The following is a 26,261-nucleotide window of genomic DNA, read 5'->3' on the forward strand; positions in this document are numbered from 1 at the left end:
ATATCCTTAAACTGTTCCTTTTGTTGATAAGTCACCAATCTGACTGCCAGGCTACCCCAAAATTGTAGCATTTAAATTTCAAGTGATATGTAATTCACCTCTTTTAGAGGGGTGTCCGCATGACGGGGTGTTTTATTAGTCCTAGCCGGACGGGCCTCTTTCTTTTTGATGTCAAAAAGAAACAAAAAACACCGGCTGAAAATTTTTCTTTCGAAGCTAGTAGATTGGCTTGTGCAGTGCAGCCCGAAAAATTTATTAGGCCGGATTTAAGTAGAACGGGGATACGGTGCTACGGCCTAGTTGGGTGGAAATACAAAATCGCAATAAATAACTCATATTTAGATGATTACAAAACAACATCAATGATAGCGGAGTCGAAGGACCTGTTTTAAATTCTCTTTAAGGTGTTTCGACAGGCTCAACATGACAGCATCTGAGCTGAAATCACCTTTATGATACACCCTCTTTTTTAATCTAATTATTTTATGACCGCTGTTTCTCCTGTTTTCACATTGATGCGCCATGGTTTAGGTTCCGGAAGCCTGAGTTTGCCCTCGCCAATCTCCAGTGGCATCCAAAGATATCGGGAATCCCATTGGGTACGGGGTTTCCATTTATCGGCCACAAAGATTACAGCAGTCGATTTTGTGCCGACAACCTTAAGCATAAACGTAGACTGTGATCCATAGGTATTGGTCTCAGGTGGAGCAATATCTTCGAATTCGGACCATGGTCCTTCCAGGGATTTAGCTGTTGCGTACTTATTTGGGTTTGGGTTCCAACTGGTCAGCGCCGAACCAATCGCATAATAAAGTCCATTATATTTTACCACTGCTCCGCCTTCCAGGGGTACTTTAATGATACAGATATCTTTTTCAACATCCAGGTAATCCTCAGAAAGTTTCGCAATGTGGAAGCCTTTAACTGGTCTATCCTCAAAAATAAGATAAGCAGATCCGTCATCATCTATAAACTGGCCTATATCACGACTTTCCTGACCTAAGGGGCGGAAAGTACGAATAAACTTGTAAGGTCCTGTTGGAGAATCACCAATAGCCACGCCTACCCGCGCATAGCTATAATTACCTTTCTGACCCTTTACCTGCCCATCGATATGCATATACATGATGTATTTTCCGGTTTTGATGTTATGGTAAACCTTTGGGCGTTCCAATACCCACTTTTTCCCAAGGCTGTCGGGATCGGTCATTTTTAATACATCTCCCCTGAATTTCCAGTTCATCAGATCTTTTGATGAATAGCAGCTCACGTACCTGTAATTAGAATCCAGTCCCTGGCGACGCTCTTCTCCATACCAGTAATAAGTATCCTTCACTTTAGTAATCCCTCCACCGTGTGCCTGGATATGGTTTCCCTTGTCATCTGGCCAAAGTTCGCCTGGAAGGATCGATTTTCGCTGTTGTGCCATACCTGTTGCTGTGTATAACAACGCAAACAGGACAGTGGCAAATCTGAACAGAAACTTGCCTGTATGGTTCATTTTATGTAGTTTCATTTTTTTCACTAAGCTGCATAAACGGATGAAAGGTCTGAGACCTGCCGAAGTGTTTGTACCGCACGGTAAACATGGTTTATTACTGACTGATAACGGATTTTAAGAATATCGGCAATCTGTGGATAGCTAAGCTCATCATAAAAACGCATGGTGAGTATTTCCCGCTGTTTGGCAGGAAGCGAATTGAGCGCCGTTACCATCTGTTGCTTCATCAGGGAATCTGATTCATTAGATACCATGATCTCCTCTGCCGAAAAGACTAACCCTTGAACTGGCATTAAGGTCAGCTTAGCTTCACGGTGTTTGGTGAGACGGATATGGTTAAGTACGATCGACCTGGCAGACCTATAAAAGTAGGCTTCCACGTTTCTGATCGTTCCGATTTTTTCTCTGTTCTCCCAGAACTTAATAAAAAGGTCCTGTAAAAGATCATTTACCAGATCATTATCATCTAACATCCTGGTGGTAAAAACGAAAAGCTTTGGATAAAGTTTTGCATGCAGTTGTGCATAATCACGCTCATTCCCCCTCAGTGTTCCTTCCCATAGTGCAATCAATTTCTCAGTCATCATAACATATCAATATTTGGTTGATACGAAGATGGTACGAGCTTAAAAAAATGATGGGTATAAATTCGTAAAATAGGAGTGTATTTTCGCCAAACCGCTTTAGCAACACCTAAAAAGCCATTTTACTCTTAAAATAGGCAGTATGATGAAACATATCTATTTCATTTTATACCTTTTATTGAAAATCTTCCGGTGTTTTCTGATAAACGCTGTGGGGGTTGCTCCAAAAAGTTTTGAGAACTGTTTACCAAAATATTTGGCATCATTAAATCCCGAACGGAAGGCTACCTCGGTTACATTGTGGTCTGAGTTGATCATCAGTTCTGCAGCCTTCCTCAAGCGGATGAATCGGATGAAGGAATTCACCGATTGTCCTGAAATGCTTTTCACACGCTTATACAAATTGGAGTGGCTCATTCCTATCTCATCGGCAAGGGCCTTTATGCCAAAGTCAGAATCGGTAAGGTGGTTTTCAACAACTAAGATGCAGGTATCCAAAAATTTCTTGTACTCTTCAGATACCACCACAGCATTACTTTGAAGGGTAATTTCGTTATAGAAATAGTTTTGGAGATTATTCCTGTTGCGCAGCAAATTGGCTACCCTGGCAATCAGGTATTCGCGTTCGAAGGGTTTGTTAATATAGTCATCAGCACCACCATGTACACTCTTCAGCTTCACTTCCTGAGATGAACTTGCTGTTAAAAGAATAACGGGAATATAGGAAAGCGTAGGATTGGATTTGATCATCTGGCAGAATTCTATCCCATCTATCCCTTGCATTTTGAAATCTGTAATGATCAGGTCTGGAAGTTTTTCCGCAGCGAGCTTAAGTCCCTGTTCACCATTTTCTGCCAGATAAACGGTATAAATGCCAGAGAAAAGACTGGAAATATACTGGCGGATATCCCTTTCATCATCAACAACCAGAATAGACTGCCTATCGCTGACCAGGTTTACATCCAGACTGATGTTATTGTGCGCTGCAGATTCAGGAAGTTCGGTAGCATATATTTCATTAAAAAGCTCTTCTGCCCCTTCCTGTTTTTCTTCAATAACTTGGCCAACAAGATGTTCTTTTCCCTTTAAAAGACAGATATTGAATATACATCCGCCTTCTGCCCTGTTTTGATAAAAAATGCTACCAGAATGAGCCTCCATAAACTGTCTTGCCAGATAGAGCCCGATCCCAAATCCAGCTTTATGGTTTCCGTCCTTTCTTTCTGCCTGATAAAAACGGTCAAAAATCTTTTCCCCTGCGGTATCGGGAATACCGGGACCAGAATCCTGGACGGTGATCAAAAGGCTTTGATCATCTTCGGTTAAGCTTACTACTATTTCTCCTCCTTTCGGGGTATATTTCAGGGCATTGGAAATCAGGTTAAACAGCACGATTTCTATCTTTATCCTATCGGCATAAACTTCTTTATCAACAGCAGCATTTTCAAACCTATAATCGATCTCCCTGGCAGAGGCCTGTTGAACAAAGCAATAAAAAACCTCTCTTGATAGTTTTTCAAGATCAAGTTTAGCAGCTTTAATGTCCTCAAAACCTTCTTCTGCTTTTCTGAAGAGCAGCAGCTGATCTACCAGCGACAGCATCCTTTTGGCATTTCGCTGAATCATGCTGAGCTCCGCATTTTCCTTGCCTTCCACACTACTGTTTTTGATCAGGTCATTAATTGGATTAATGATCAGGGAAAGCGGAGAACGGAACTCATGAGATATATTGGTAAAGAACGACATGCGCTTCTCGGCAAGTGCTTTTTCCTGCTCATTGATCAGTCTCTCTTTGTCATGCGCCAAACGTTCCATATTATGCTGGGCTACCTGCGTATCATATTCAGCTTTTTTCCTTTGGGATTCAAGATTTACTATCTGAACTTCATATTTTAGACGGGTCTGTGCAGACCGATATCGAAGATATACATAGATAACTGAGGAGATAATGGTCATATATCCCAGGTAGGCCCACCACGTCCGGTACCATGGCGGAAGAACCTTGATCTTTAGGATAATTTCATTACTTCCCCACACACCCTCTGCATTTGTACTTTTGACCCGAAATACATAGCTACCTTCGGAAATATGCGTATAAGTTGCTTTTCTGTCCTTTCCCGAATTTGTCCAGCCCCTGTCCCAGCCATCCATAAAATATTTATAGGAAATCTTCTCTGGGGACGAAAATTCAAGTGCCGTAAACGAAAAGGTAAATACTGCCTGATCATAAGGAACTTCTATTTCCCGGATGGCAATATTGTCTTCATCCACAATCAGTTTCAAGTTCTCTTCCAGCGGCGTATTATTAATGGTTATTCCGGTAAGAAACAGGCTCGGCATCTGGCTGTGGGGAATAATTTCCCTTGGATCGAAAAGACTAAACCCTTTTATACCCCCAAAAACGATTTCACCTGTACCAAGTTTGATTCCCGCATTGATCTGGAACTGGTTGCTCTGCAGGCCGTCACTCTGATAAAAACTTCTGAAGGTACCTTTATCAAGGTTATAGCACGATACTCCAAAATAGGTACTCATCCAGAGATTTCCCTGGTTATCGGGTATCAGGCTCAATACTGAATTATTGCAAAGGCCATTGGCAGTAGTTAACCTCGACACCACCTTGCTTTTGAAAGGATCAAAAATGATGAGTCCCCCACCTTCTGTCCCTATCCAGAGCAGCCCCTTTTTGTCCTCAAATATCACCCGAACGGTATAGCCAAGATCGTAAAACCTATGTTTCTTTCCCTTTTTATCAATTTGGATCAATTGATCAAGATTACCCGCCCAAATTTGGCCATCCCTGGCCTGCATCATTGTAAACAGATCACCAAGCTTCTGATCGAAAAGCTCAAACTTATCCAAACCGCGGTTAAAGCGATAAAGCCCTCCAAGAAGACTTCCCCGCCTGAGGGTCCCCGCCCAGATATCATTGTCCTGATCCTCAAATACCGTGAAAGCGACCTTGCTTTCTACTCCGGTCTGCGGATCTATGATCTTATATCTGGTAAATTTCCTAGTCTTTGGATCGAAACGGCTGGCACCTTCCGTAAAGGTTCCGATCCAGATACCTCCGTGGCTGTCAGAAACCATCGATGAAATAAAATTACTGGATATGGTGTTAGGGTCTGCGGCGTGTTTATAATTGGTGAATCGGTTTAACTTCCTATCCCAGATACTTAGTCCGGTACCATCGGTACCGATATAAAGTTTTCCATCTTTTGGAGCTAAAAACGATGATATCGAGTTTCCTGGGATAGAATTGCCCTGCGGATTGTGTGCCCATGTCTGAAATATCTTTTTTACCGGATCAAGAATGGTTACCCCGCCTGAATAAGTTCCGATCCATTTTCTATCGTTTTTATCGATAAATATGGAGTAGATCTGTTCACCGCTCAGACCGTTGTTGATCTCATTGCCCAACAGCTGCATGCTTCCATTTGCCGGATCATAGCGGAACACTCCATCTCCATTTGTTCCCAGATAAAGAATGTTACGACTGTCAGGGGTGATAGCAAGAATTGACTTCCCTCCGATTCCGCTGGCGTTAACGGCCGTATTTTTCCTTCTGACTGGATCATAGCGATACAGACCGTTATAGGTACCGATATACACCTGTCCGCCATTTACGCCCAAAGAGAGCGCAAGAACCACATCAGCGCTAGCCAGTACCAGTGCCCGGGCTTTGGGATCAAAATAATAAAGTCCGAGATTTTGTACAAACACCCACTCTCTTCCTTTATCATCCAGCCTGACGGATTGCACACCATAGGAAAAAGTGCGCCTGCCGTTTATCAAAAGGGGAATCTGCTCACCTACGGTCTTCCCTTTGCTGAACCTCAGAAGCCCAATTCCTTCGGTCGCGACGAGCATGGTATTGTTTATACCAGGTACAAGGTCTCTGATTACTTTTTTAATCAGTAAATCTGTCCCTTTTATAGGGTCATGCCATGAGCCTGCTGTAAAGATTCCTTTTTTATCATTATAGATACTTAGCCCCTGTCTGGTACCGATCCATATGTTATTGTCTGTATCACTGTTAATTGCATGTATAATATTATGGATAAGAGAAGTTTTATTACCAATTTCATTCCTGAACACCTTGAAACCATATCCATCATAACGGTTGAGGCCATCTCTGCTACCAAACCAGAAAAATCCTTTTCTATCCTGATAAACACAGCGGACATAATTATTGGACAGCCCATCTTCTATTTCCAGATGGCGTACACTGAGCGAATCTCGCTGTGAGGCGACACTCAGACCGGCATATAAGAAAAGAAAAATCAGCAGTATTCTTTGCACAGTTTTGCAATTGTTGGTTACTAAAATAATGAAACATTATTACAATAGGGACATATTTAAGCTTAATTCATACTCTGTCGCCTAAAACTAAATGGCTAACTGTAGCCCAATGTCATTAAGTTGGAAAAAACAAAAAATATTGTCATCCTGTCCAAAGGACTCCTATGGAGGGCCTGTCGAAGGACAAATGTTTTTTTGTTTTCGTCTATAAAAAGGTCTTCGACAAGCTCAGACTGACAGCGGATGGTATTTAACTTAAGACATTGGACTATAGCCACGTTGAATAAGCTATTGGTACATGGATAAAACCCTGCCTTTCTCAAAAATTTTAAAGCATAAAAAACCCGGCCACCATTCGGCAACCGGGTTGATAAAGAACTAAAATCTAAAAAATTACCACCCTGGATTCTGGATCAGGGCTGGGTTTAAGGTTAACTGTTGTGTAGGAATGGGATATAAATAATTCCGTTCGGAAAAGGTACGGGCCGTATTGTCTAAAATCAAATTGCCATTTGCATCCTTGGCATTTGTTGGCACAGGTGCTAACTGATTAGGTCCTAATTGAGCCTGCGTTCCTGTAAATCTAATGGAAACAGGCCATGGACTAACAAATCCAGCGGCATTTCCATAAGCCGATCCACCAACATTGGTCACCAAATCGGTACCCGCGCTATGCCACCTCTTAATATCATCAAACCTGAGGTTTTCGTAGTAAAGTTCGGTAAAACGTTCCCTTCTGATTTCAGTACGCAGATCAAGTCCGTTTGTAGCTGCAAACGCGTTCGAAAGTTTAGGCATTGTTTTGTTGGCACGCAGGCGTACAAGATTTAGAGATTTATCAAGATCGATGTCACTGATGGTCCCGTTTCTCTCATAAAGTGCCTCGGCATAGTTCAATAAAACCTCAGCATACCTGAGTACAGGATAATCTTCAGATTCTTTTGTATCTGGCACGTTGCGTTCAGAAACCCATTTTTGGTTAGTATAACCTCCAATCTGAACAACCTTACCTGTAGAATTGGCATTATCGGCAGCATCGTTCAACCAGGTCACCCTAAAGTTGGCGTTACCATACCAATAATAACCGTTTAGTATCCTAATGGTATACTTTAGCCTGTTGTCTCTGTTGGCAAACTGCGAACCATAAGTTTGAAAACCCTGGAATAAAGGAGACTTCTCAATCGGCAATCCGTCCTGGCAGAGAAATGCGTTCACAAATTTCTGTTGAGGTCCGATCTGGGTTCCCTGGCGACTGATATTGGTATTGATCACCTTGATAATGTCATCATAACGATAAGAGATGATATATTCGTGATTGGCGGCTTTATTTACGCCTGCTGGATTAGATTTCGGGTTTTCCAGGATAAAAAGGTATTTCTGCGCTGAATCTCCCAGAACGGTACTATTTCCGCCTAGAGCATTAGATGCTGCTGTGCCGAACAATGCAAACTGGTTACTTAAGATTACCGCATTGGAGGCAGCTGCAGATTTATCAAGGAGATTGTTAAACCTGGTGGCATCACCATTCCTAAATTTAAGCCAGGTTCCTTCATAAAGCGCAACCCGGCCTAAAAAAGCCTGGGCGGCTGTTCTGCTTATCCTTCCAAAATCTACTGAAGTGGAAGTAATAGAAGCTGGAAGATCCGGAATGGCCGCCTCCAGATCCGCCACGATCTGATCTGCTATTGCGTCTCTGCCCGCACGGGCTCCATAAAGTTCTGGCGATTCGAGATCAAGGGTCTTTGTAATAAGAGGAACGCCGCCATACAGCTGAAGTAAGTCGAAATAGGCGTATGCCCTGAAAAATTTTGCCTCTGCAATATATTGTGCGATACTCGCCTTATCGGCAAAAGCAGCCGCCTTTTCAAGCAAAAAATTGCAAGCCCTAATCCGGGTATAATTACTATTCCAATTTCCATCCGTAACAGGAACGGTATTTGTACCTGAGCCAAAGGCACCACCGCCACCAAATACATCGGCCCTACCATCATAATGCGGGTTATCGCCAAAGGAAGTATTAAAATTCCTCAGATAACCATAATATTGGTTGGCAAAAGTTTTAAAATCATTTGCATTCTTAAAATATGCAACCTCTGAAAGTTGATCCTGAGGAAGGAGATCCAATGATTTTTTACATCCCGACGCAGCCATCAGGAAAATCATCGCCAGGGAGAATACTGTTTTATATGTTATATTTTTCATGACCTTTTTATTAAAAAGTAAGGTTGGCACCAAAAGTTAAATAACGGTAAAAAGGGTAACGCTCATTGCCTGAGGTAGTCCTGGTAACTTCCGGATCCCAACCGTCCTTGATTCCGCTAACTTCCCACAAATCACTTCCAGAAGCATAAAGTCTAAGGCCGTTAAAAAGATGCGATTTGGCCATTAGTGCTTTTGGAAGGGTATAACCCACTACAACATTTTTCAAGCGCAAATAAGCTCCATTTTCAACGGACCAGGTAGATGCCTGATAGTTGTAGTTATTAAAAGCTGTATTGGTATGAAGATTCGGGAAATAAGCGCCAGTGTTTTCAGGCGACCAAGTATTTCCTATCCAGGCAGTAACCTGAGCCTGGCCAAGGGCCTGATAGGGTGTCCGCCAGTTATTGGCACTACCATTTGCCCTAAAAATAGTCCTCTTTCCAACTCCCTGAAAGATGGTTGTCAGATCAAAACCTTTCCATTGCATACTCAGGTTTAAACCGAATGTATACCGTGGGATATCACTTCCCAGGTAAACAAAATCACCCATATCAGATGTAGATGTACCATTTGTCAGTTTTCCATCGCCGTTTACATCTGCAAACGAATTGTCTCCAGGCCTAAGACCTGATAACTGCCCAGGAAGGTTGGTCAATGGGCTTGCAATCGGAATACCAATCCCGTTTACAACCCCTCCAGGAGCATAAAATTTATTATAAGCATCAACCTCAGCCTGTGTTTGAAGGCGGCCTGCATATTGGAGGCCAAAATAAGATCCAATTGAATAGCCTTCTACTGCCCCATTGTATCCAGCATTGATCAGTGGGGTTCCGTTCAGATAAATAATCTTGTTCTGGCTATCGGTAATGTTGGCAGAAACAGAATAATTTACGCTTCCGATCTTATCCCTCCAGGTCACGATCCCCTCCCATCCCCATGTTTTTAGCTCGCCGTTGTTTGACTGCGGTGCACCGATTCCAAGCGTTCCGGGGTAGGTTATGCTGATAAGCATATTCTTGTTGCGTTTTTCGAAAAGCTCGAAAGTCCCTGTCAATTTTCCTTTTAAAAGCCCAAAATCAAGACCAAGGTTTTTGTTGACAACAGTCTCCCATGTCCTGTTAAGAGAAACCAGGTTTCCTGTAGTGGTTGTTGCTGTTGCGATGTTCGAGCCCAATAGTACACCACTGCTTCCTACATTCAATGATTGAAGGTAGTCATATAACCCGATACCTCCTTGGTTACCAGCTGTACCATACGATGCTCTGATCTTAAGATCCGAAAAAACATCTAGTTTTTTGACAAAAGCTTCTTCAGACAACCTGTAACCTAGCTGGGCACTGTAAAAAGTTTTCCAGCGTTTATCATCGATAAATTTGGACGAACCATCGTACCTTACACTACCTTCGAAAAGATATTTACCATCATAATCATAAGTACCTTTTGCAAAGTACGAACCAAGGGCATAATGGTTCCTGGCCTCATCGTTGGTGACAAAACCTGCAGTTCCATTACTCAGACCAAGGTTCAGCGAAGGGATATCGTCGCTACCCAGATTATAGGTGCGGGTATTGAACATATTGTATTCATCCCTTTCATATGATCCGCCCGCAAGCACAGTTACATTATGGTGTTTCGCAAATGTATTTTCATAGGTTACCCTACCAATGAGGTTATAATATTTATCGTTAACCGTCTGCCTGAAATAATTGGCATTTCCGGTAACATTACCAGCTGTCCCCCTGCTTGGTGTTGTTGAGATCAGGTAACGGTCATCATAGGAATAAAACTGTACCGCTTTTGCCTGTACCTTGTTATCCTGATACCACATGTTATATCCTGCAGTACCCGAAAAGGTAAGGTGTTTTACAGGTTTATAATTTATTGTAGAATTCAATAAGATCCTGGTATTATTCTCGAGATTATCACCACCATCCCTTAATGATCCCGGTGGACTGATGACGCCACCCCACTGGTAAGGTTTGCCAGATTGCGTAAATGCTGGGATTCCGGGCTGAAAACCATTTCCCAGTGCGCTGTATGAACCCGTTGTATACAGTGTAGGCTGCTGGATATTATTCTGTTCAAGCGAGACATTGGTTTCCAACTGAACTTTTTCACTGAATTTAAAGCCATTGTTCAATCTAAGGTTATAACGTTGGTTTCCATTATTTCCAAACTGAAGCTGACTGCCGTCATTAAGATATCCAAGAGATGCCCGAAATGTATTTTTTTCATTTCCTCCTGCAAGGCTAAGATTATGTTGTGTTGAAGTGGCCCCGCCCCAAAGGATTTCCGACATTCTGGTGTCGGTAAAATTAAGTTCTTTCACATCGCCGAAAGCAGGTACTGGCAGTCCATTATAAAAAAGTCCGCTGGTGATAGATGATCCGTTATAACCGGGGATCTGTGAGGCTAAAACCACATTTCCGTTATTCGCAATTGCAAAATTGGCCATTTGATACCATAGATCTGTTGCTGGTATTACACCATAATTATCATTGATTTTGGCTTCAATTAAGCCTTTTGCCCACTGCTCCATATTTGCCATTTCAGGCTGAAGACCAATCAGTTTACGCGAAATTGTTGGGCTATACTGTACCACGAACTGTCCGCTCTTGCCTTTTTTGGTCGTGATTAACACTACACCATAAGCTGCCCTTGCACCATATATAGATGCTGCCGCATCTTTTAAAATTGATACGTTATCAATATCATCTGGATTGATTGAATTTAATGCATTGTTATTGTTCAATGCTACCCCATCGAGGATGATTAATGGATCCTGGTTATTAATAGATGTTGCTCCTCTGATCTGAAAATTCCAGTTTTCCCTTCCTGGCTGCGCAGAGGTTCTGGTTACCACTACCCCAGGAACCTGTCCTTGGATGTTGGCAATTGGGTTATTGGTAGGCCCACGGTCCTGAAATGTCTTTGAGTTGATGGTAGAAATCGCACCGGTAACTGTTGCCTTTTTCTGCGTGCCATAGGCCACTACCACAACGTCATCAAGCTCAGTATTAGAAGATAACTTGACTAACATCGGCCTGCCTGTTTCCGCCTTCAATACTACATTTTTATAACCAATGCTAGTGAACTGTATTGAACTTCCCACAGGTACATTAAGGGTGAAACTTCCATTAACGTCGGCCGAAACGCCTATATTGGAACTGACCACTTTAACTGTAGCTCCCGGAATCGGGTCGCCTGTTGCCGCATCAACAACTTTCCCTGTCACTACCTGCGTTTGTGCAAAAACGGGGGTGCAACAAAAAAACAGCAGTAGAAATAAGTGCACTGCACTTACCTGCCATAATTTTTTGTAAAAAATATCCATAATTCTTTTATTTAATATTTGGTATAGCGCCTTCCAACAGCCGAAGCAAGTTTATAGTAGAGTTGGAAGGCTGGATTATCTTAAAGACACAGGGAAATGTTCTGTATACTCATTTTTTTAGGTTTTTTTCCTAATCGAAAAATTAACAAAGATCTCATCTTGCCAAAGACATTCTTTCCTTAAATTTGTAGGATTAAAAAGCCATAAAAATCAAAAATTGCATTAAGTTTTAAATACACTGGGTAAATATGGTGATGAGGTTGTATCATAATATTGATTTGTCATCCTGAGCCTGTCGAAGGACTCATTTAAATATGCTTTAAAGTGTTTCGACTAGCTCTCCGTAGGACTCCTTTGGACAACATGACAGCATGTTAGGTAAAATTGCCTTTATGACACAGCTTCATCACACCAAAATCCACTCCGGCAACCCTTATCCGCAATATCAGTATATGTCGAATTTCTTACCCGATTAAAAGTAGAAAGCAAAAGCATGCTGAAAATTTTTATCTGATTACCTTAAAAAATCTGGCTGCAAAAAGAAAGATCACTACATAACAGATGATAGGCAGATAATATGCATGGGCGACATCCTCATTGGCTATCTTACCCATAAAATAAGGCATTACAGCTCCGCCAACTACACCCATTGAAATAAATGAGGAAGCCTGCTGGGTATGTGTACCGAGATTTTTCAGTCCAAGGCTGAAGATAGTTGGAAACATAATACTAAAGAAAAAATTGATGCTCAGCAGGGCGCAATATGATGTCCAGTCCCAACTCTGGGCTACAATAATACAGGCAATGATACTGCAAATGGCGAATGCTGCGAGGATCTTATTTGGCGCTATAAATTTCATCAGGTAAGTTCCGACGAATCTTCCAAGCGCCATCATTACCATAAACAAAACCATAAAATTTCCTGCTTTCTCATCAGAAAAGCCCATCTTCTCATGCCCATAGTTTATAAAATAACTCCAGGTGCCCGCTTGTGCAGCTACATTAAAAAATTGAGCAGCTACTGCCCAGACAAAGTGCCTGTGTTGAAAAAGCCTTTTTCCCGGCGCGATGTCAATGTTCTGCGCAGATAGTGGTGCATCAGAAATACTGTGGGGATCGATCAGGTCTGGAATGCGGATAAAGAAAAAAGCCACAGCCACGATCAGGATAAATCCTCCTAGCCCTGCATAAAGTAATTTTACTGAATCTAGCGAGTTTTCATGACCACCGGAAGTTGCCCGGAGCAAAAAGAATGTTCCTATCGCCGGACCGATTATTGCCCCTATCGCATTAAAAGACTGCGAAAAGTTTACTCTTCTATCACTGGTACGCTGATCGCCAAGTGAGGCTGCAAAGGGATGTGCAACAGTTTCGAGCGTTGCCATTCCGCAACCGAGAATAAAAAGTGCTATCCTGAAAAAACCAAAACTTTCTGCATTTGCGGCTGGGACAAAGAGAAAAGTTCCGATAGCAAAAAGTCCAAGCCCTAATATTACACCTGCCTTGTAGCCAAAACGTTTCAGAAACATTCCGGCAGGGATACTCATGATAAAATAAGCCCCAAAAACGGAAAACTGGATCAGGCCAGACTGTGCTTTTGATACATTGAGCACATTCTGAAAATGTTTATTGAGTACATCACTCATGGAGTGCGCTACTCCCCATAGCATAAACAGGGAAGTAACCAGGATAAAGGTAAAAAGGAATCTTTTTTCGGTAAAAGCAGGTTTATTGTTCATTTTTATTTTGTTGTAATCCTTTACATATTATTTTTTGTGGAGCCATATTGCAGCACCTCCTGAAGGCTGGAGATCCAGTTTCAGGATAGTTTTTGAATCAACCGCTATATCTTTTATCCCTACCTTGGTGGCAGTATTAACCTTGTTGTCGTCATTATAAATCCTGGCAACAAATTTTTGCCCTTTGGGAAGAAAATCAAGCTTCAATTCTACTTTACGGGCCTCATTATTGGTAATGCTACCTAAAAACCATTCCTCGCCACTGCGCCTGGCTGTTGTGACGTACTCACCAGGACTTCCCGACAAAACCTTTGTTTCATCCCAGGTAACAGGAATCTTGTCCCAAAATTCGAGTTCAGGCTCCCCTTTATAAAGGGCCGGTTTATCATACCAATATAGGGTTTGGATGGGGCTAAAATAAATTGCTGCCAGCGCAAGCTGGTGGGCATGGGTAGTTTTTATCCTTGGATCGAAATAACAGATGGTATAATCTGCTGCTCCTGCAATATACCTGGTAAACGGCATTACCGTGTTACTAGTGGCATCGGGCATTTCTTCATTCCCCCTTATTCCCTCCGAGGTCATCAGATTGGGCCAGGTGCGCTGCTCGCCCGTTGGGCGCCAGTCATCGTGGATGTTTACCATTATCTGGTTTTGTGCAGCCTGTTGTATGGCTTTTTCTACCCATGTTGTCCATCTGTGCGATCCTGATTGTACAAAACCAAACTTAACGCCGGCAATACCCCACTTTTTATAGATTGAAAAAAGGCTATCGCTCTGCATCAACAGCGCCTGTTGGTTCACATATAACCATACCCCTACTTTTTTTTCCTTTCCATACCTGATAATCTGAGGGAGATCGAAATCTGAGATGGCAACTTTTGAGGCATCAGAACTGAAACTAAAAGCAGGACCATACCATTTCCAATCGAAGAGAATATACTGCAGGTTTCTTTTTGCAGCAAAATCGATATTCTCCAGTGCATCTTTTGTGGTTTGCGACATCACCCGCATAATCTTTCCAGGTTTTACCCAGCTTTGATCTTTTATCTTTGATGGTTCATTCAGGTTTAGAATCAGGTCCGTTCCCTCGGCAATCCCTGTGGCAGTTTCAGCAACCATTACCGCTCTCCAGGGCGTAGCTACGGGTGAAATCAGATCTACAGGGGTGAACATGGATGTACTTATTGTGTTTTTTCCGCTCAGCTTGAACTTGGTCCTTGAATAATCCACCATTTGTGCCTCTAAGAGAGATACAAACAGACCATTTTTCAGCTCAAGGGTCAGTGGCCGCTCAGCCTCACCATCCCAGTTCTCCAATGCAACCTTATGATATGGTGCCTGTGCCCAGTTTGCTTTCCAGGCCAAAGCGCCTTCTTCAAACTTAAATTCTGTATTTTCCGAAATGATCCGGTAGTAGGTTCCCTTAACATTTTCCGGAAAGAAAAAGCGGAATGCAATACCCTGGTTATAGGCCCTGAATTCGATATTCATCTCATATATCGGATTATCATCCTTCACTGTTTTAATCACCAGACTGTTATAATGATCACGGATAAATTTCCTTTCTCCATAAACAGGAGTCCAGGTTGTATCTTTTTGCGTGCGTACTGAATTCTTTATCTCGAGGTTCTCAAACCAATTTTGGCGGGTATCTACCTTTAGAGCCATTGCACTTTCTGAAAGGTGGTTATCAAGCTCCAGATCAAGTTTTGACTCCTGAATAACATTTTTTCCTTTATACGACAATTGATAAAAAAATGCCTTTTTATGATCTGCGGCTTCCTTTTGAAAAAAACGGACCACAAGCGACTTATCCGGAGAATAAAGTATTTGTTCAGAAATTACAGTAGTTGTTTGGGCCGACGCCAAAAAAAATGCAGGTAGGGAAAGTAGTGTCAGAAAAGTGTGTTGGTAAAATTTCATAAAAATATTAGGCGTATTGGTGGTTCGTTTGTTCTAAATATGTACGGCTATCAACAAGATTATCCTGCTTGAACGGGTAAAAAAATTATTGCCGGGAAAGCTTCGTTTCTGGCCAAGTCACTTTCAAGCCTTGTTATCTCCCTTATTATCCTTTGGCTCCAGGGGATATTCAGCTTCTCCACCTCTAAAAATTCTTGTCGCTATGCAGTCCCAATGCTTTCTGATATCTTCATCTGAAACTAACTGCCGCCTAAAGTTGAAAGGCAGGTTCTCATTATTTATTTTTTCTGGCAGATTTTCGTTTTTCATACTAGTATGACACAGGGTAGTGTTTTTAATACTCTATTAATCGATAAAACTGAATAATTTGAAAAAATGCCCAATACAAAGAGGTTGTATCATAAAGGCGTTTCACCTCAAATGCTGTCATGTTGTCCAAAGGACTCCTACGGAGAGCCTGTCGAAACACCTTAAAGGTATTTAAACGGGTCCTTCGACAGGCTCAGGATGACAAATCTATCTTTATGATACACCTCTACCACTACATAATATAATTCCTTTCAGATACGATCCGTTCTTGGCCGATTTAAGTTACCCCTTGATGATGCCAGAGGGATATTTCTGAGTGCAGATTATCTGGTTATCCTAAAATAATCGAAATCAGCATATCCGCCAGTACGTACGCCACTCCCGCTTGTACAGAAAATTCCGATTTTTGCGCCTATCCACTTATCAGGCTGCGCTTTAAATGTTTCCCCTATTTTGTGGTACAGCTCACCATCTTCACTGTATGAAAAGGTTACCTGTCCTTCCTGAGCAACCTCGGCCCGAAGATAAACTGCTCCAGACTTCAACGGCCTTTGAGCCAATACCTGCTCAGTTCCGCTATTGGGAGCATCTTTACAGATTACCTGTGCGATCTGAAATCCTTTTTCATTTTTAGAGACAGAAAGATAGGAATAGTCATTCCCCATAATGAGCAGCCCAGTCTTTTTCTCTTGCCAGGTATCCCATTCTACTTCGTAGCGGAGCTTGGTGGTAGCAGTGAAAGTAGGCGCAGGAAACTTCTGGAGAAGCAGGTTCGGCACATTCCAAAGGCCTTTATCAATTTGTGGGCTGGGAAAGGCAAAAAGCCTGAGGTACCCACTTTTAGGGATCATTGCCGACCATTGTATTTTTTTATTGGCATGCCACTGCCATTGCAGACCAGGCTCAATGCCGTTAAATTCATCACTTTCCGATGGTGCGGAGATTACATGGATTCCTGAAACTGAGGGTTTAGTGTAGACAGAAACCGGTTCTCCTATCCCGTCGCCATCCGCATCTGAGCCGATAATCGGCCAGTCATTTTTCCAGGTTACAGGCTGAAGGTGAACTACACGGCCATAAGGTCCCTTGTCCTGAAAATGAAGGAACCAGTATTCATTCTTTGCCGTACGGACCAAAGCCCCCTGATGGGGGCCATTGATCGCTGTTTTGCCCTGCTCCATAACCTTACGTTCCTCATATGGACCATATATATTTTTTGAACGCATTACAAGCTGCCAGCCAGTTGCTACTCCTCCAGCAGGTGCAAAAAGGTAATAATACCCGTTAAGTTTATAAAATTTTGGCCCTTCTACCGTATGGTTTTTTCCATGCCCATCAAAAACATGTCTTCCCTCATCTTCTACGCGGGTACCATCACTGTTCATTTTGAAAACGGTTAATAGGCTATTTACACCAGCCCTGCTTGCTGCCCATGCTACAGCCAGATAGGTCTGTCCATCATCATCAAAGAATACACTTGGATCGATAATTCCCTTGCCTTTAAGGATAAGTACAGGTTTTTCCCACCTTCCAAGCGGATTTTTGGTCCTGACCATAAAAATCCCATAATCGGGATCAGGATAATAGATCCTGAACTCTCCCTTATGATAATTTATACTAGGTGCCCAAACACCCTTTCCATGCTGGGGAACATCATAAACTTCAGCTGGTTCCTGTACTTGGAGTGCATGGTTAACTAATTTCCAGTTTACCAGGTCGCTGGAATGCAAAATAGGAAGTCCTGGAATACAATTGAAGCTTGATGCGGTCATATAATAATCCTCTCCGACCCTGATCGCGTCGGGATCGGAATAATCCGCATGTATAACCGGATTTTTATATGTCCTGTTTCCCAGGTCGGCAGTCCATACTTTTGATAGATTATCCTGACCATAAGCCAATTTACAGGCCATAATCAAGTAGATGATAAAAGAATATTTTACTGTTTTCATTTTATTTATGATTCGATCGGGAATTGATTCCTCCCAATACACTGTTGCACTGCCGAGATCTAGATGTTTAAAACGCCTTTTTGAAGGCTCCGCCTAATGTCATTAAGTAAAGGAGAAAACAAAAAACATTGTCATCCTGAGCCTGTCGAAGGATAAATGTTTTTTGTTTTCGACTATAAAAGGTCTTCGACAAGCTCAGACTGACAATGGCATGGTACTTAATGATATTGAGGTTGCGCCTCATATAATCAAAGTAAACGCTATCTTTTAAGTAACCTATAATTATTTTCATTTTGCAGCACCAATTTTATTAAAATATTGTGAGCGAGACTGTTGAATTAAGTCTCGGTATTCCAGCTGCACCTGGCATATAGATCGACTAAAACTAAATATGAAAAATGGCAGCCAGAAATTAAATCAGACGTCCCGCCCAGCAATATTCCACAAAGAGAGCTACATTGGTTATTACTATACTAAAGGTTTAATTTAGCTTCATTCCTTTTTGAAGTTTTTCCAACCTCAACAGCGCTTCTATGTAATAATAATCTGCGTATATGATCGATGTATCAATTTCAGATCCATTGGGCTTATGCCCTGTTGAATGTAACAGAAAGGCTGAATTCTTATTTCTACTCTGGTATGCTGATGAAGAAAGGGAAGTCAACATGAGTTCTGCAGCTTTCCTGTATTTTTGTGATTTCGCCTTGTCCTTAACAAAAGTAGAAAGCTCCAAAAGCCCTGATGCAACCACTGCTGCTGCAGATGCATCTTTCGGAGCATTTGGAATAGAAGGATCGTTAAAATCCCAATAAGGAATTCCATCTGCAGGCAATTTTGCCAGATAAACGTCGCTTACCTTTTGGGCAAATTCAAGAAATGCAGCATTACCTGTCTCGCGGAAACACACGGTATATCCATAAATGGCCCAGGACTGGCCACGTGCCCACATGGAGTTATCGGCATATCCCTGGTGGGTTAGTCCTTTGATTTTTTTTCCTGTCTCCCGGTCATAAATCACCGCATGGTATGCAGAATAATCAGGTCTGAAATGATTCTTCATGGTTACCTCAGCATGGGAAAAAGCGATATCATATAATCTTTTCTCCCCCCCGTTCCGGGATGCCCAAAAAAGCAGTTCCAGATTGATCATGTTATCAATAATGGTATTATGCTGTGGCCATTGCATTCCGGGAACCTCCCTTGGCCATGACAGGATCGTTCCAACCTTTGGATTAAACAGGGTGGCCAGGGTATCGGCTGTTTTGAGTATAATTGCTTTATATTTAGGATTTTTGGTAAGCCTATATCCGTTCCCATAACTATTGAATATCTGGAAGCCCAGGTCATGGTCGAAAGCGTGTTGCGCTGAAAGTGGCTTAAGCGCCGAAGAAAAAGCCGCTGCCTCAGCGAGAAACGTTTTTGATTTTGTTGCTTCATAGCTATACCATAGTATCCCTGGCCAAAAACCACTGCACCAATCCTTATAGCCTACAAACTTCCATTCAGATGAACCGGGAACAATACTCCTTGGAATATTATTTCCATGACGAGGAATAATTCTCAATGTCTTTTTTACCTGTTCGGTACAGTAAGCCAACTGCCTGGCCGCATTAATCTGCGCGGAAGCAGGTCTGCCGAAGAAAAATAGTAAGGTAGTTATGGCAAAAGCTGTATATCTCATGTTGTGCATACTACCTAGACAACAAATACAGAAAGATATACTCACCAAATTCGAACTGGCAGTATAGGTTAATGCCTATACTACTCGAAATTAGCTATATATTTCTGTTGGCAGCAGAAAGTATCCACCTTAAATCACATAGATAAGATATGCGAGCATGCTTTTTTATGAAGCCAAAATTCCTGTTGTATGTGAGTAAGCAGCACCAAGCATTGCAGCATCTTCCCATAATGCGGTTATCCTCAGTTCAGCCCGAATTCCCTGCTGGTGGAGTGTGTTCTGGATCTTGTTCAGAAACAAAGGATGTGCTTTGGCAATATTTCCTCCAATGATGACCACTTCTGCATCGTGCGCTTTGATAAAAGGAAAAAGAAAGTCTGCAAGGCTTCTGGAAAAATCATTAAAGAGTACAGGCACCATAGGATCACTTTCATATAGATCGACAAGTGCTTTTGTATCTTTTACTTTCTTTCCTGAGAGTTCTTCATAACGTTTCACAAACCATCTGGTGGAAATATAATCCTCTGCTATCCCCAGCTTAAATGCACTGACCCCGAGGTTTGCATCGGTGGTTTTCCCCGCAATACTAACGGCCGATCCCAGACCGGTACCCAATGTGATCCCTATCGCCCTGTTGAATCCCAAAGCATTGCCCCCATTAACTTCTCCATGGAGAAAAGCCTCTGCATCATTTCTAAAAATAATATTCTCGGGCGATAGTTCCAGCTGCTCGATCAAAACGCCCTTAATATCCGTATGATACAGGGATTCATATTTATTCATGTTCTTGATCAACGATATCCCATTTTCATAATCGAACGGGCCAGGCATGGCAATCCCTAAAAGGATCTCGTCTGGGGAATGGTTCCCGATAATATTTTTAAGTACACTGATCCATGAGGCTAATATATCTTCCTTTGTACCGTGTGTATTAACATGGCTACGCACACGTGAGTGATCTATCACTGAATGTGACCTAAAATCAATGATTGCAGCTGTAATGTGTGAACCACCGATATCAACACCTATCATAAGTGGCTTTGTTTTTTTATTCATTTAGTTGAAATATTTTTTCCTGATACTATCAATATCGTTTTAACAAAATCTACCATATGAACCGAGACATAAAAACCGCTGTTTAATACTCTTTAGGGTTTTATATCGTAAAGTCAACGCTGCCATATTAGCCCGGCTCCCGCCCATGCCTAATATCATTAAGTTAAGCACCACGGTCGTCAGTCTGTCCGAAGGACTCCTGTGGAGAGCGTAGTTGAAGACTTCTTGAGATTGATGACCCGCAAATAAATGTCCTTCGACTACGCTACCATTGACGCTGTTTTGCAGATCATTATTAATCAGCACTTTAACTGCTTTAGCATTTCCATCCAGCTAGGCTATAGCACGGTATCTCCTTTCTACTTAAATCCGGCCTAACATCCCGATAGCTATCGGGATCGGGCTGCACTGTTTTGGCCGCACAATTGCCTTCAAAAGAAAACGGCGAAGCCCTCATGAATGCAGCTGAAAACTGTAATACAGATGAATAAATTTTCAGCCGGCATTTTTTGTTTCTTTTTGATGCCAAAAAGAAAGAAGCCTGTCCGGCTAGGACAAATATAACACCCCGTCCTGCGGACACCCCTCTAAAAGAGGGGAATTATATACCTTCTGAAATTTAAACGTCATTTATATTGATTTTTATACAATAAATTAGCCCCCATGGTGACATCTTTTTGCGATTTATCCCTTAACTTAACGATATTGCGCCCATACCACGAATATCCTATCTTTACCCTGCTCTTTTTACTTACCAAGTCCATTAAAAATACCAACCAGGTTCAGAAAACAGATATATAGCTGGCAATTCCCCTACCATCTATTATATTATAAAGTGCCCCAATAATTTTTCTAAAATTAAATCAACTCTCTATGTTCCATCAGGTAGGCCAATGCTTCCTTTACTGTCTGTTCACTATCTTTCGGATTAAATCCTAATTCGTTTCTTGACTTCGAAATATCAAAATCCTGTTGTAATCCTGAAAACATAGCAATTTCTTTAGTGGTAAGCAGTGGAGGTTTTCCACTTATTTTACTTGAAAGCTCCATAAAACCTGCAATAGCATACAAAATAAACTTTGGCACAGTTCCAGGTACTTTGATTTTCAATTCCGGATAAAGTTTTTGCGCCAATTTAGTTGTATCGGTAATGGTCATACATTTTTCGTTGGCAAGGATATAACGCTCACCAGACCGGCCTTTTAGTGCAGCAAGGTAACAGCCTTCTGCTACATCTTTAACATCGACCCAGTTCAGGGTAATCCTGGTATCCATGGGGATTTGCTTGTTAAGAATCAGTTTTAGCACATTATTGGAAACATTTAATGGAAGAAATGCTTCACCTCCTATCATTGCTCCGGGCATAACCGATACCAATTCTATACCGAATTCTCTTGCCAGATCAAAAGCCAGCTTTTCGCCGTCATTCTTGGAATTGTAGTACATATCCCTTCGGTCGGAATTATATCCATTGCTTTCTTTTGTCGGAAGGTTGCTATAATCCAGTGCAGCGATGGAACTTACATAGACGATTCTTTTTACGCCCGCCTCTGCAGCTGCTTCTATCGTATTCCGGGTGCCCAGCATATTCACATCATAAATTTCTTCCTTAGGTTTTTTAGCCCATAGCTTGAAGGCCGCACCAACTGCAAAAAACGTATCAACATTCTGCAGTGCGCGCTTAAAGGAAGCTTTATCCGTTATATCTGCCTGAACAACCTCGCAGTTCAGATCTTTGAAACATTCTTTGCTTTTGATATTACGGACTGAAGCCCTTACCGGGATCCCTTTTTCGATCAACAGTCTCACAAGATTGTTGCCTAAATGCCCGTTGGCACCAGATACCAGTACCATTTTTTTATCTGTCATAATTATTGATTTTAAATGCTGTGACAAAGTTGAACTTTGCAGATTTAAAACCACTTCACAAATGTTACCTAATGATCTTCTTTCTGATACGGCTCAGACTTTTAGGGTTCATTCCAAGAAAAGACGCAATGTATTGCATGGGAACATTCTGGAGAACTTCGGGGTACTGGTCCATCATTTTTAAATAACGCTGTTCCGCATCAAGGGTAGCCAGCTCCCTGGCACGTGTTTCATTATAGGATAAAGATTGTTGAAATACCAAAAAGCTAAAGTCCATAAAAGTAGGGCTCTGTTGTATAAGCTGATCAAGATCTGTTTTACTGATGCGCAAAAGTTCACATTCGGTAATACATTCCAGATTTTCATCGGAGCTTTTCTGGTTGGTAAAATCAGCATAGGATGTAATGAAACCAGGCGGACAGTTTATATGCGTTGTAACCTCATCGCCCTTATCATTATAATGGAATAGCCTTGCAAAACCTGAAACCACAAAATACAGATGGCCTGGCACCTTCCCTTCTTCTTCGATTATCCGATTTTTCGGATATCTCACCGGTTCAAAGTACTGCACACACAAATCTCTATCCCGGTTGGAAAGTTGTAGGCTTTTTGTAATAAGACTTATCAGTTGACCATGCATGGTACAAAGATAAAAAAACAATGCTGATCAATCCCAAATGAAACCCGTTCCAGACTTTTAGGAGAAAAGAAAGCGCTATAACTAAGCCAACGAAAAGGCAATAACCAGTTCGCATACTTTGGTATCTGTTCATTCCATTTATAGAAGAATGAGCCAGCGTTTTGATAACCTGTTTTAATTTTTAAACTCGCGGACTTCCGAATAACCTGCAGATTCATAGATTGGGCATGATGATGCGATCTCTGCCGCCTCATCCAGGTTATTTGCCTTTAATAATAGAAATCCACCTACGATCTCCGTTCCCACTTTATGGGTTGCAGGGGTGATTTTTGTGCCATCACCCGTGATGAGTCTACCCTCCAATGTTAGGGAACTTCCCCCTACTAAATGGCCTTCAGCTTTTAACCGGGTTAGCCACTCGCTCCAGTGCTGCTGGTGTACCCGCAGATCTTCGTCCGAATGTTCATCCATTCTCCCATCGGGCTCCCGGAATAAAATGATATAATCTTTCATAAAAAAAATAATTTCAGCAAAAATAAAACGAATCCGATATAAATACAACGAAAATATTAAATTTATTACTTTATATTAGTACCCATGAAACCTTTAGTAGAACTAATTACTGCCTGGCAAGCTTTTGCTGATACACATCGTGACCCAGATGTTGAAAGTTTCTGTTGCGATTACTTATCTAATAAAAATCAGAAAGATGATCCTGATCCCGAAAGAGATGTTCTGCTTTCAAAACTGATAGGTAAATCGGGCAGTCTTATTAAAACATACCTTAAGTTAGCATTAAGGCAAATCCCTGATATGGAAATGGAGTGGTTTTATATTTTAGATACGCTGAACGACCATAAGGAGATCAGGAAAACAGACGTGATCAGTTTTCGTCTCCTATTGGAACCCACAACAGGTATAGATATTTTGAACCGGATGCTTAAAGCGGGACTCATCAGTGAACGCGTTGACCCGGCAGATAAAAGAGCACGTTTAATAAAACCGACAGACAAGGGCATTGAAAGCTATAAAAAAGTAAACAGCTTATTTAACCAGGTTATCTCATTACTATTTACATCACTGAACAAAGATCAAAAGGCCATGTTAATACTCGCATTGGGCAAACTGACCAATGAGCATTATGAAAAGATCGTAGAAAATAAAACACAGGCCATTGGCGAGATTGAAACCTTTATAAAAGACTCAATTAAGTAGCCTAAACTGAGTCGGCTGACCAGATGATTCTCAGGTAACCGATGCTTAAGGTTGATTTATGTTTTTTTTATAGGTAGTGCTTTCTATAAAATTGATATGATCCTGCCAAGAACATAATTATCAGGGACTGGGCTGCCCGTAAATGAATACCAGAATAGGCAGATAAAAGAGGCTGCATCATAAATATATGAATTGTCATCCTGTCCAAAGAACTCCTACGGAAAGCTTGTCGAAGGACCTTTTTAATGTCTTAAAAGGCGTTTCGACAGGTTCAACGTGACAAATTCAAAGTAAATTACAATTTATGATACAGCCTCATCTCTTTTGTTGATTTAATTCCAATCACTACCGATATCCTTACCAACATTTGGGTTTGCGTTCTTTTCAGATAGTGGGATAGGAAATAAAATATTTTTATCCTGAAAAGGCTGGGTACCATCTTCGATCTGCCTTTGCGAATTAATGGTCTGCTTAGCTATACCCCAGCGTATCAGATCAAAATAACGGGATTGTTCCCCGGTCAGTTCCAATTGTCTTTCGCGCATCAAAATGGTCATCGCCTGAGATTGGCTGCCCAAACTGATATAAAGCGGCGCATTAACGCTCGGCCTGCTGCGCACCTGGTTAATCAGCGCCAATGGCTGCGACCCGGTATTACCCTGTTGTATGTAAGCCTCGGCAAGCATCAGCAATACATCTGCATATCGGATCACCTGCCCGTTAATGCCGCTTTGCGGGCCACCAAAGCTTGCTACTTTATTATAATACTCATATTTTAAATATTTGTATCCGGCTGAGGCATAGGGAAAGGCTACTGGCCCGGTTGCGCATTGCTGGCAATATTGGGTTTGCCCCCCGCTTGCAGCATCTCCATAAAAAGTATAAGCTGCACGTGGATCGACATAAGTGGCATTGGTTTGTGGGTTAGTGTAGGTAAAAGCTTTAACAGCCGTAGTGGTAATAAACACGTTATTCCAATCGTTAAAGCCATATTCCTGTGCACGGGCAGAGTGGCTTGCTTTTCCACCCCATGTTTCCTGGCCGCCAAATGGGGCATACTGGTTACCGATACCCCAATCGGTCCAGGCTTGGTTCATGACCTGAAAAATGGTTTCCTTATTAAGGGCAGTATTATTCTGATTCGGATCATCAAACAGGTTGTTATATACGGGCGCGAGCGCATAGGTATATGGAGCCTGTGTCAGTTTGGTCAATTCAGTAACAGCGTCTCCCCATTTTTTTTCGTACAGGTATGACTTACCAAGCAATGCAACCGCAGCACCCCTGGTGGTACGCCCAAAACTGGCCGGAGCATATGAAATAGGAAGGTCTGCTTGTGCGTCTTTTAAATCCTGTTCAATAAAAGCCCATACATCTGCTACAGCGGCACGGGGCAGGTTAATTTCTTCTGCTGTTGGCAGAGGGATATATGCTTTACGCAAGGGTACACGTCCGTACAGGTTAACTAGATTGAAGTAAGCATAAGCCCTCAAAAATTTAGCCTCTGCAATATATTGCTTTTGATTGGCCTGTTCGGTTGCATTGGCAGGGGCCCATGCCTGGGCACGGTTAATCACAACGTTTGCCCGCATTACCATTCGATATAGCGAAGACCACATGGCTTCTAACTGCGGTTGGTTCGAAGCAAAATTATATTGTGCCAGGGCCAATAGATCCCCCTGGAGTGGTTGGGCATTTTTGGCATCATAGCCTAGCAAATCAAAAATATAATACCATTCGCGAGCCCACAAACCAGAATGCAATAAAGTAGCATAGCTGGCTATTACGGCTTGATTTAAAGCTGCATCACTTGTGAAATAAGTATCATAGGTATATGCGCTTTTACTCTGTAAATCCAAATCCTTCTTACATCCCCCGGTTGCAATCATTAAAACGACAACAATCAGATATTTTATATATTTTTTCATCATTATATCTTTAATATTTTTCA

At 41.8% G+C, this 26,261-nt stretch carries 16 protein-coding genes; 1 reads left to right on the top strand and 15 read right to left on the bottom strand.

Annotated features, from left to right (window positions below; all coding sequences use genetic code 11):
- Window positions 1–478: 478 nt before the first annotated feature.
- The 14 genes from ASU31_RS16120 to ASU31_RS16190 all read right to left on the bottom strand — a co-directional run bounded on the left by ASU31_RS16120 (window position 479) and on the right by ASU31_RS16190 (window position 23,608).
- Window positions 479–1,516 carry a family 43 glycosylhydrolase gene (locus tag ASU31_RS16120; RefSeq protein ID WP_209435010.1) on the bottom strand — a complete coding sequence of 346 codons (1,038 nt, stop codon included), beginning with the start codon at window positions 1,514–1,516 and terminating at the stop codon, window positions 479–481.
- An 8-nt stretch (window positions 1,517–1,524) separates the two neighbouring features.
- On the bottom strand, window positions 1,525–2,088 hold the full coding sequence (locus ASU31_RS16125) for an RNA polymerase sigma factor (protein WP_083505395.1): 564 nt from the start codon (window positions 2,086–2,088) through the stop codon (window positions 1,525–1,527).
- Between the two features lie 153 nt (window positions 2,089–2,241).
- On the bottom strand, window positions 2,242–6,387 hold the full coding sequence (locus tag ASU31_RS16130) for a hybrid sensor histidine kinase/response regulator transcription factor (RefSeq protein ID WP_057933315.1): 4,146 nt from the start codon (window positions 6,385–6,387) through the stop codon (window positions 2,242–2,244).
- Window positions 6,388–6,780: 393 nt separating this feature from the next.
- Window positions 6,781–8,589 (bottom strand): RagB/SusD family nutrient uptake outer membrane protein, encoded by a 1,809-nt coding sequence (locus tag ASU31_RS16135; protein ID WP_057933316.1) that lies wholly within the window; start codon window positions 8,587–8,589, stop codon window positions 6,781–6,783.
- Between the two features lie 10 nt (window positions 8,590–8,599).
- A complete protein-coding gene (locus ASU31_RS16140; protein ID WP_057933317.1) occupies window positions 8,600–11,923 on the bottom strand; it encodes a SusC/RagA family TonB-linked outer membrane protein in 3,324 nt (1,107 codons plus the stop codon).
- 506 nt (window positions 11,924–12,429) lie between these two features.
- A complete protein-coding gene (gene fucP / locus ASU31_RS16145; RefSeq protein ID WP_057933318.1) occupies window positions 12,430–13,662 on the bottom strand; it encodes an L-fucose:H+ symporter permease in 1,233 nt (410 codons plus the stop codon).
- A 27-nt stretch (window positions 13,663–13,689) separates the two neighbouring features.
- A complete protein-coding gene (locus ASU31_RS16150; protein WP_083505396.1) occupies window positions 13,690–15,588 on the bottom strand; it encodes a glycoside hydrolase family 97 protein in 1,899 nt (632 codons plus the stop codon).
- A 123-nt stretch (window positions 15,589–15,711) separates the two neighbouring features.
- Window positions 15,712–15,897 (bottom strand): hypothetical protein, encoded by a 186-nt coding sequence (locus ASU31_RS16155; RefSeq protein ID WP_057933319.1) that lies wholly within the window; start codon window positions 15,895–15,897, stop codon window positions 15,712–15,714.
- 323 nt (window positions 15,898–16,220) lie between these two features.
- Complete coding sequence (locus tag ASU31_RS16160; protein ID WP_057933320.1) at window positions 16,221–17,849, bottom strand: glycoside hydrolase family 43 protein; 1,629 nt, start codon at window positions 17,847–17,849, stop codon at window positions 16,221–16,223.
- A gap of 481 nt (window positions 17,850–18,330) precedes the next feature.
- On the bottom strand, window positions 18,331–19,530 hold the full coding sequence (locus ASU31_RS16170) for a glycoside hydrolase family 88 protein (RefSeq protein WP_057933322.1): 1,200 nt from the start codon (window positions 19,528–19,530) through the stop codon (window positions 18,331–18,333).
- 165 nt (window positions 19,531–19,695) lie between these two features.
- A complete protein-coding gene (locus ASU31_RS16175) occupies window positions 19,696–20,586 on the bottom strand; it encodes an ROK family protein (RefSeq protein ID WP_057933323.1) in 891 nt (296 codons plus the stop codon).
- A gap of 858 nt (window positions 20,587–21,444) precedes the next feature.
- Entirely contained in the window at window positions 21,445–22,455 is a 1,011-nt protein-coding gene (locus ASU31_RS16180) for an NAD-dependent epimerase/dehydratase family protein (protein ID WP_057933324.1), read from the bottom strand.
- Window positions 22,456–22,519: 64 nt separating this feature from the next.
- Window positions 22,520–23,008, bottom strand: coding sequence for a Crp/Fnr family transcriptional regulator (locus tag ASU31_RS16185; protein WP_245224553.1), 489 nt, complete (start codon window positions 23,006–23,008; stop codon window positions 22,520–22,522).
- A 261-nt stretch (window positions 23,009–23,269) separates the two neighbouring features.
- Window positions 23,270–23,608, bottom strand: coding sequence for a YciI family protein (locus ASU31_RS16190; RefSeq protein WP_057933326.1), 339 nt, complete (start codon window positions 23,606–23,608; stop codon window positions 23,270–23,272).
- An 84-nt stretch (window positions 23,609–23,692) separates the two neighbouring features.
- Between ASU31_RS16190 and ASU31_RS16195 the strand changes: the two genes are divergently transcribed.
- Window positions 23,693–24,310 (top strand): MarR family winged helix-turn-helix transcriptional regulator, encoded by a 618-nt coding sequence (locus ASU31_RS16195; protein WP_057933327.1) that lies wholly within the window; start codon window positions 23,693–23,695, stop codon window positions 24,308–24,310.
- 332 nt (window positions 24,311–24,642) lie between these two features.
- Here the strand turns inward: ASU31_RS16195 and ASU31_RS16200 are convergent, their stop codons facing one another.
- Window positions 24,643–26,238: a RagB/SusD family nutrient uptake outer membrane protein gene (locus ASU31_RS16200; RefSeq protein ID WP_057933519.1), complete on the bottom strand. Its 1,596-nt coding sequence runs from the start codon at window positions 26,236–26,238 to the stop codon at window positions 24,643–24,645.
- Window positions 26,239–26,261 lie beyond the last annotated feature (23 nt).

Source organism: Pedobacter ginsenosidimutans, from assembly GCF_001442625.1.
GTDB lineage: Bacteria > Bacteroidota > Bacteroidia > Sphingobacteriales > Sphingobacteriaceae > Pedobacter > Pedobacter ginsenosidimutans.

Excerpts from the sequence above, each read along its gene's own strand:
- ASU31_RS16160 (WP_057933320.1), bottom strand. The coding sequence starts at position 17,849 with ATGAAAACAGTAAAATATTCTTTTATCATCTACTTGATTATGGCCTGT.
- ASU31_RS16175 (WP_057933323.1), bottom strand. The coding sequence starts at position 20,586 with ATGAATAAAAAAACAAAGCCACTTATGATAGGTGTTGATATCGGTGGT.
- ASU31_RS16135 (WP_057933316.1), bottom strand. The coding sequence starts at position 8,589 with ATGAAAAATATAACATATAAAACAGTATTCTCCCTGGCGATGATTTTC.
- ASU31_RS16200 (WP_057933519.1), bottom strand. The coding sequence starts at position 26,238 with ATGAAAAAATATATAAAATATCTGATTGTTGTCGTTTTAATGATTGCA.
- fucP (WP_057933318.1), bottom strand. The coding sequence starts at position 13,662 with ATGAACAATAAACCTGCTTTTACCGAAAAAAGATTCCTTTTTACCTTT.
- ASU31_RS16125 (WP_083505395.1), bottom strand. The coding sequence starts at position 2,088 with ATGATGACTGAGAAATTGATTGCACTATGGGAAGGAACACTGAGGGGG.
- ASU31_RS16120 (WP_209435010.1), bottom strand. The coding sequence starts at position 1,516 with ATGAAACTACATAAAATGAACCATACAGGCAAGTTTCTGTTCAGATTT.
- ASU31_RS16180 (WP_057933324.1), bottom strand. The coding sequence starts at position 22,455 with ATGACAGATAAAAAAATGGTACTGGTATCTGGTGCCAACGGGCATTTA.
- ASU31_RS16140 (WP_057933317.1), bottom strand. The coding sequence starts at position 11,923 with ATGGATATTTTTTACAAAAAATTATGGCAGGTAAGTGCAGTGCACTTA.
- ASU31_RS16150 (WP_083505396.1), bottom strand. The coding sequence starts at position 15,588 with ATGAAATTTTACCAACACACTTTTCTGACACTACTTTCCCTACCTGCA.
- ASU31_RS16190 (WP_057933326.1), bottom strand. The coding sequence starts at position 23,608 with ATGAAAGATTATATCATTTTATTCCGGGAGCCCGATGGGAGAATGGAT.
- ASU31_RS16155 (WP_057933319.1), bottom strand. The coding sequence starts at position 15,897 with ATGAAAAACGAAAATCTGCCAGAAAAAATAAATAATGAGAACCTGCCT.
- ASU31_RS16170 (WP_057933322.1), bottom strand. The coding sequence starts at position 19,530 with ATGAGATATACAGCTTTTGCCATAACTACCTTACTATTTTTCTTCGGC.
- ASU31_RS16195 (WP_057933327.1), top strand. The coding sequence starts at position 23,693 with ATGAAACCTTTAGTAGAACTAATTACTGCCTGGCAAGCTTTTGCTGAT.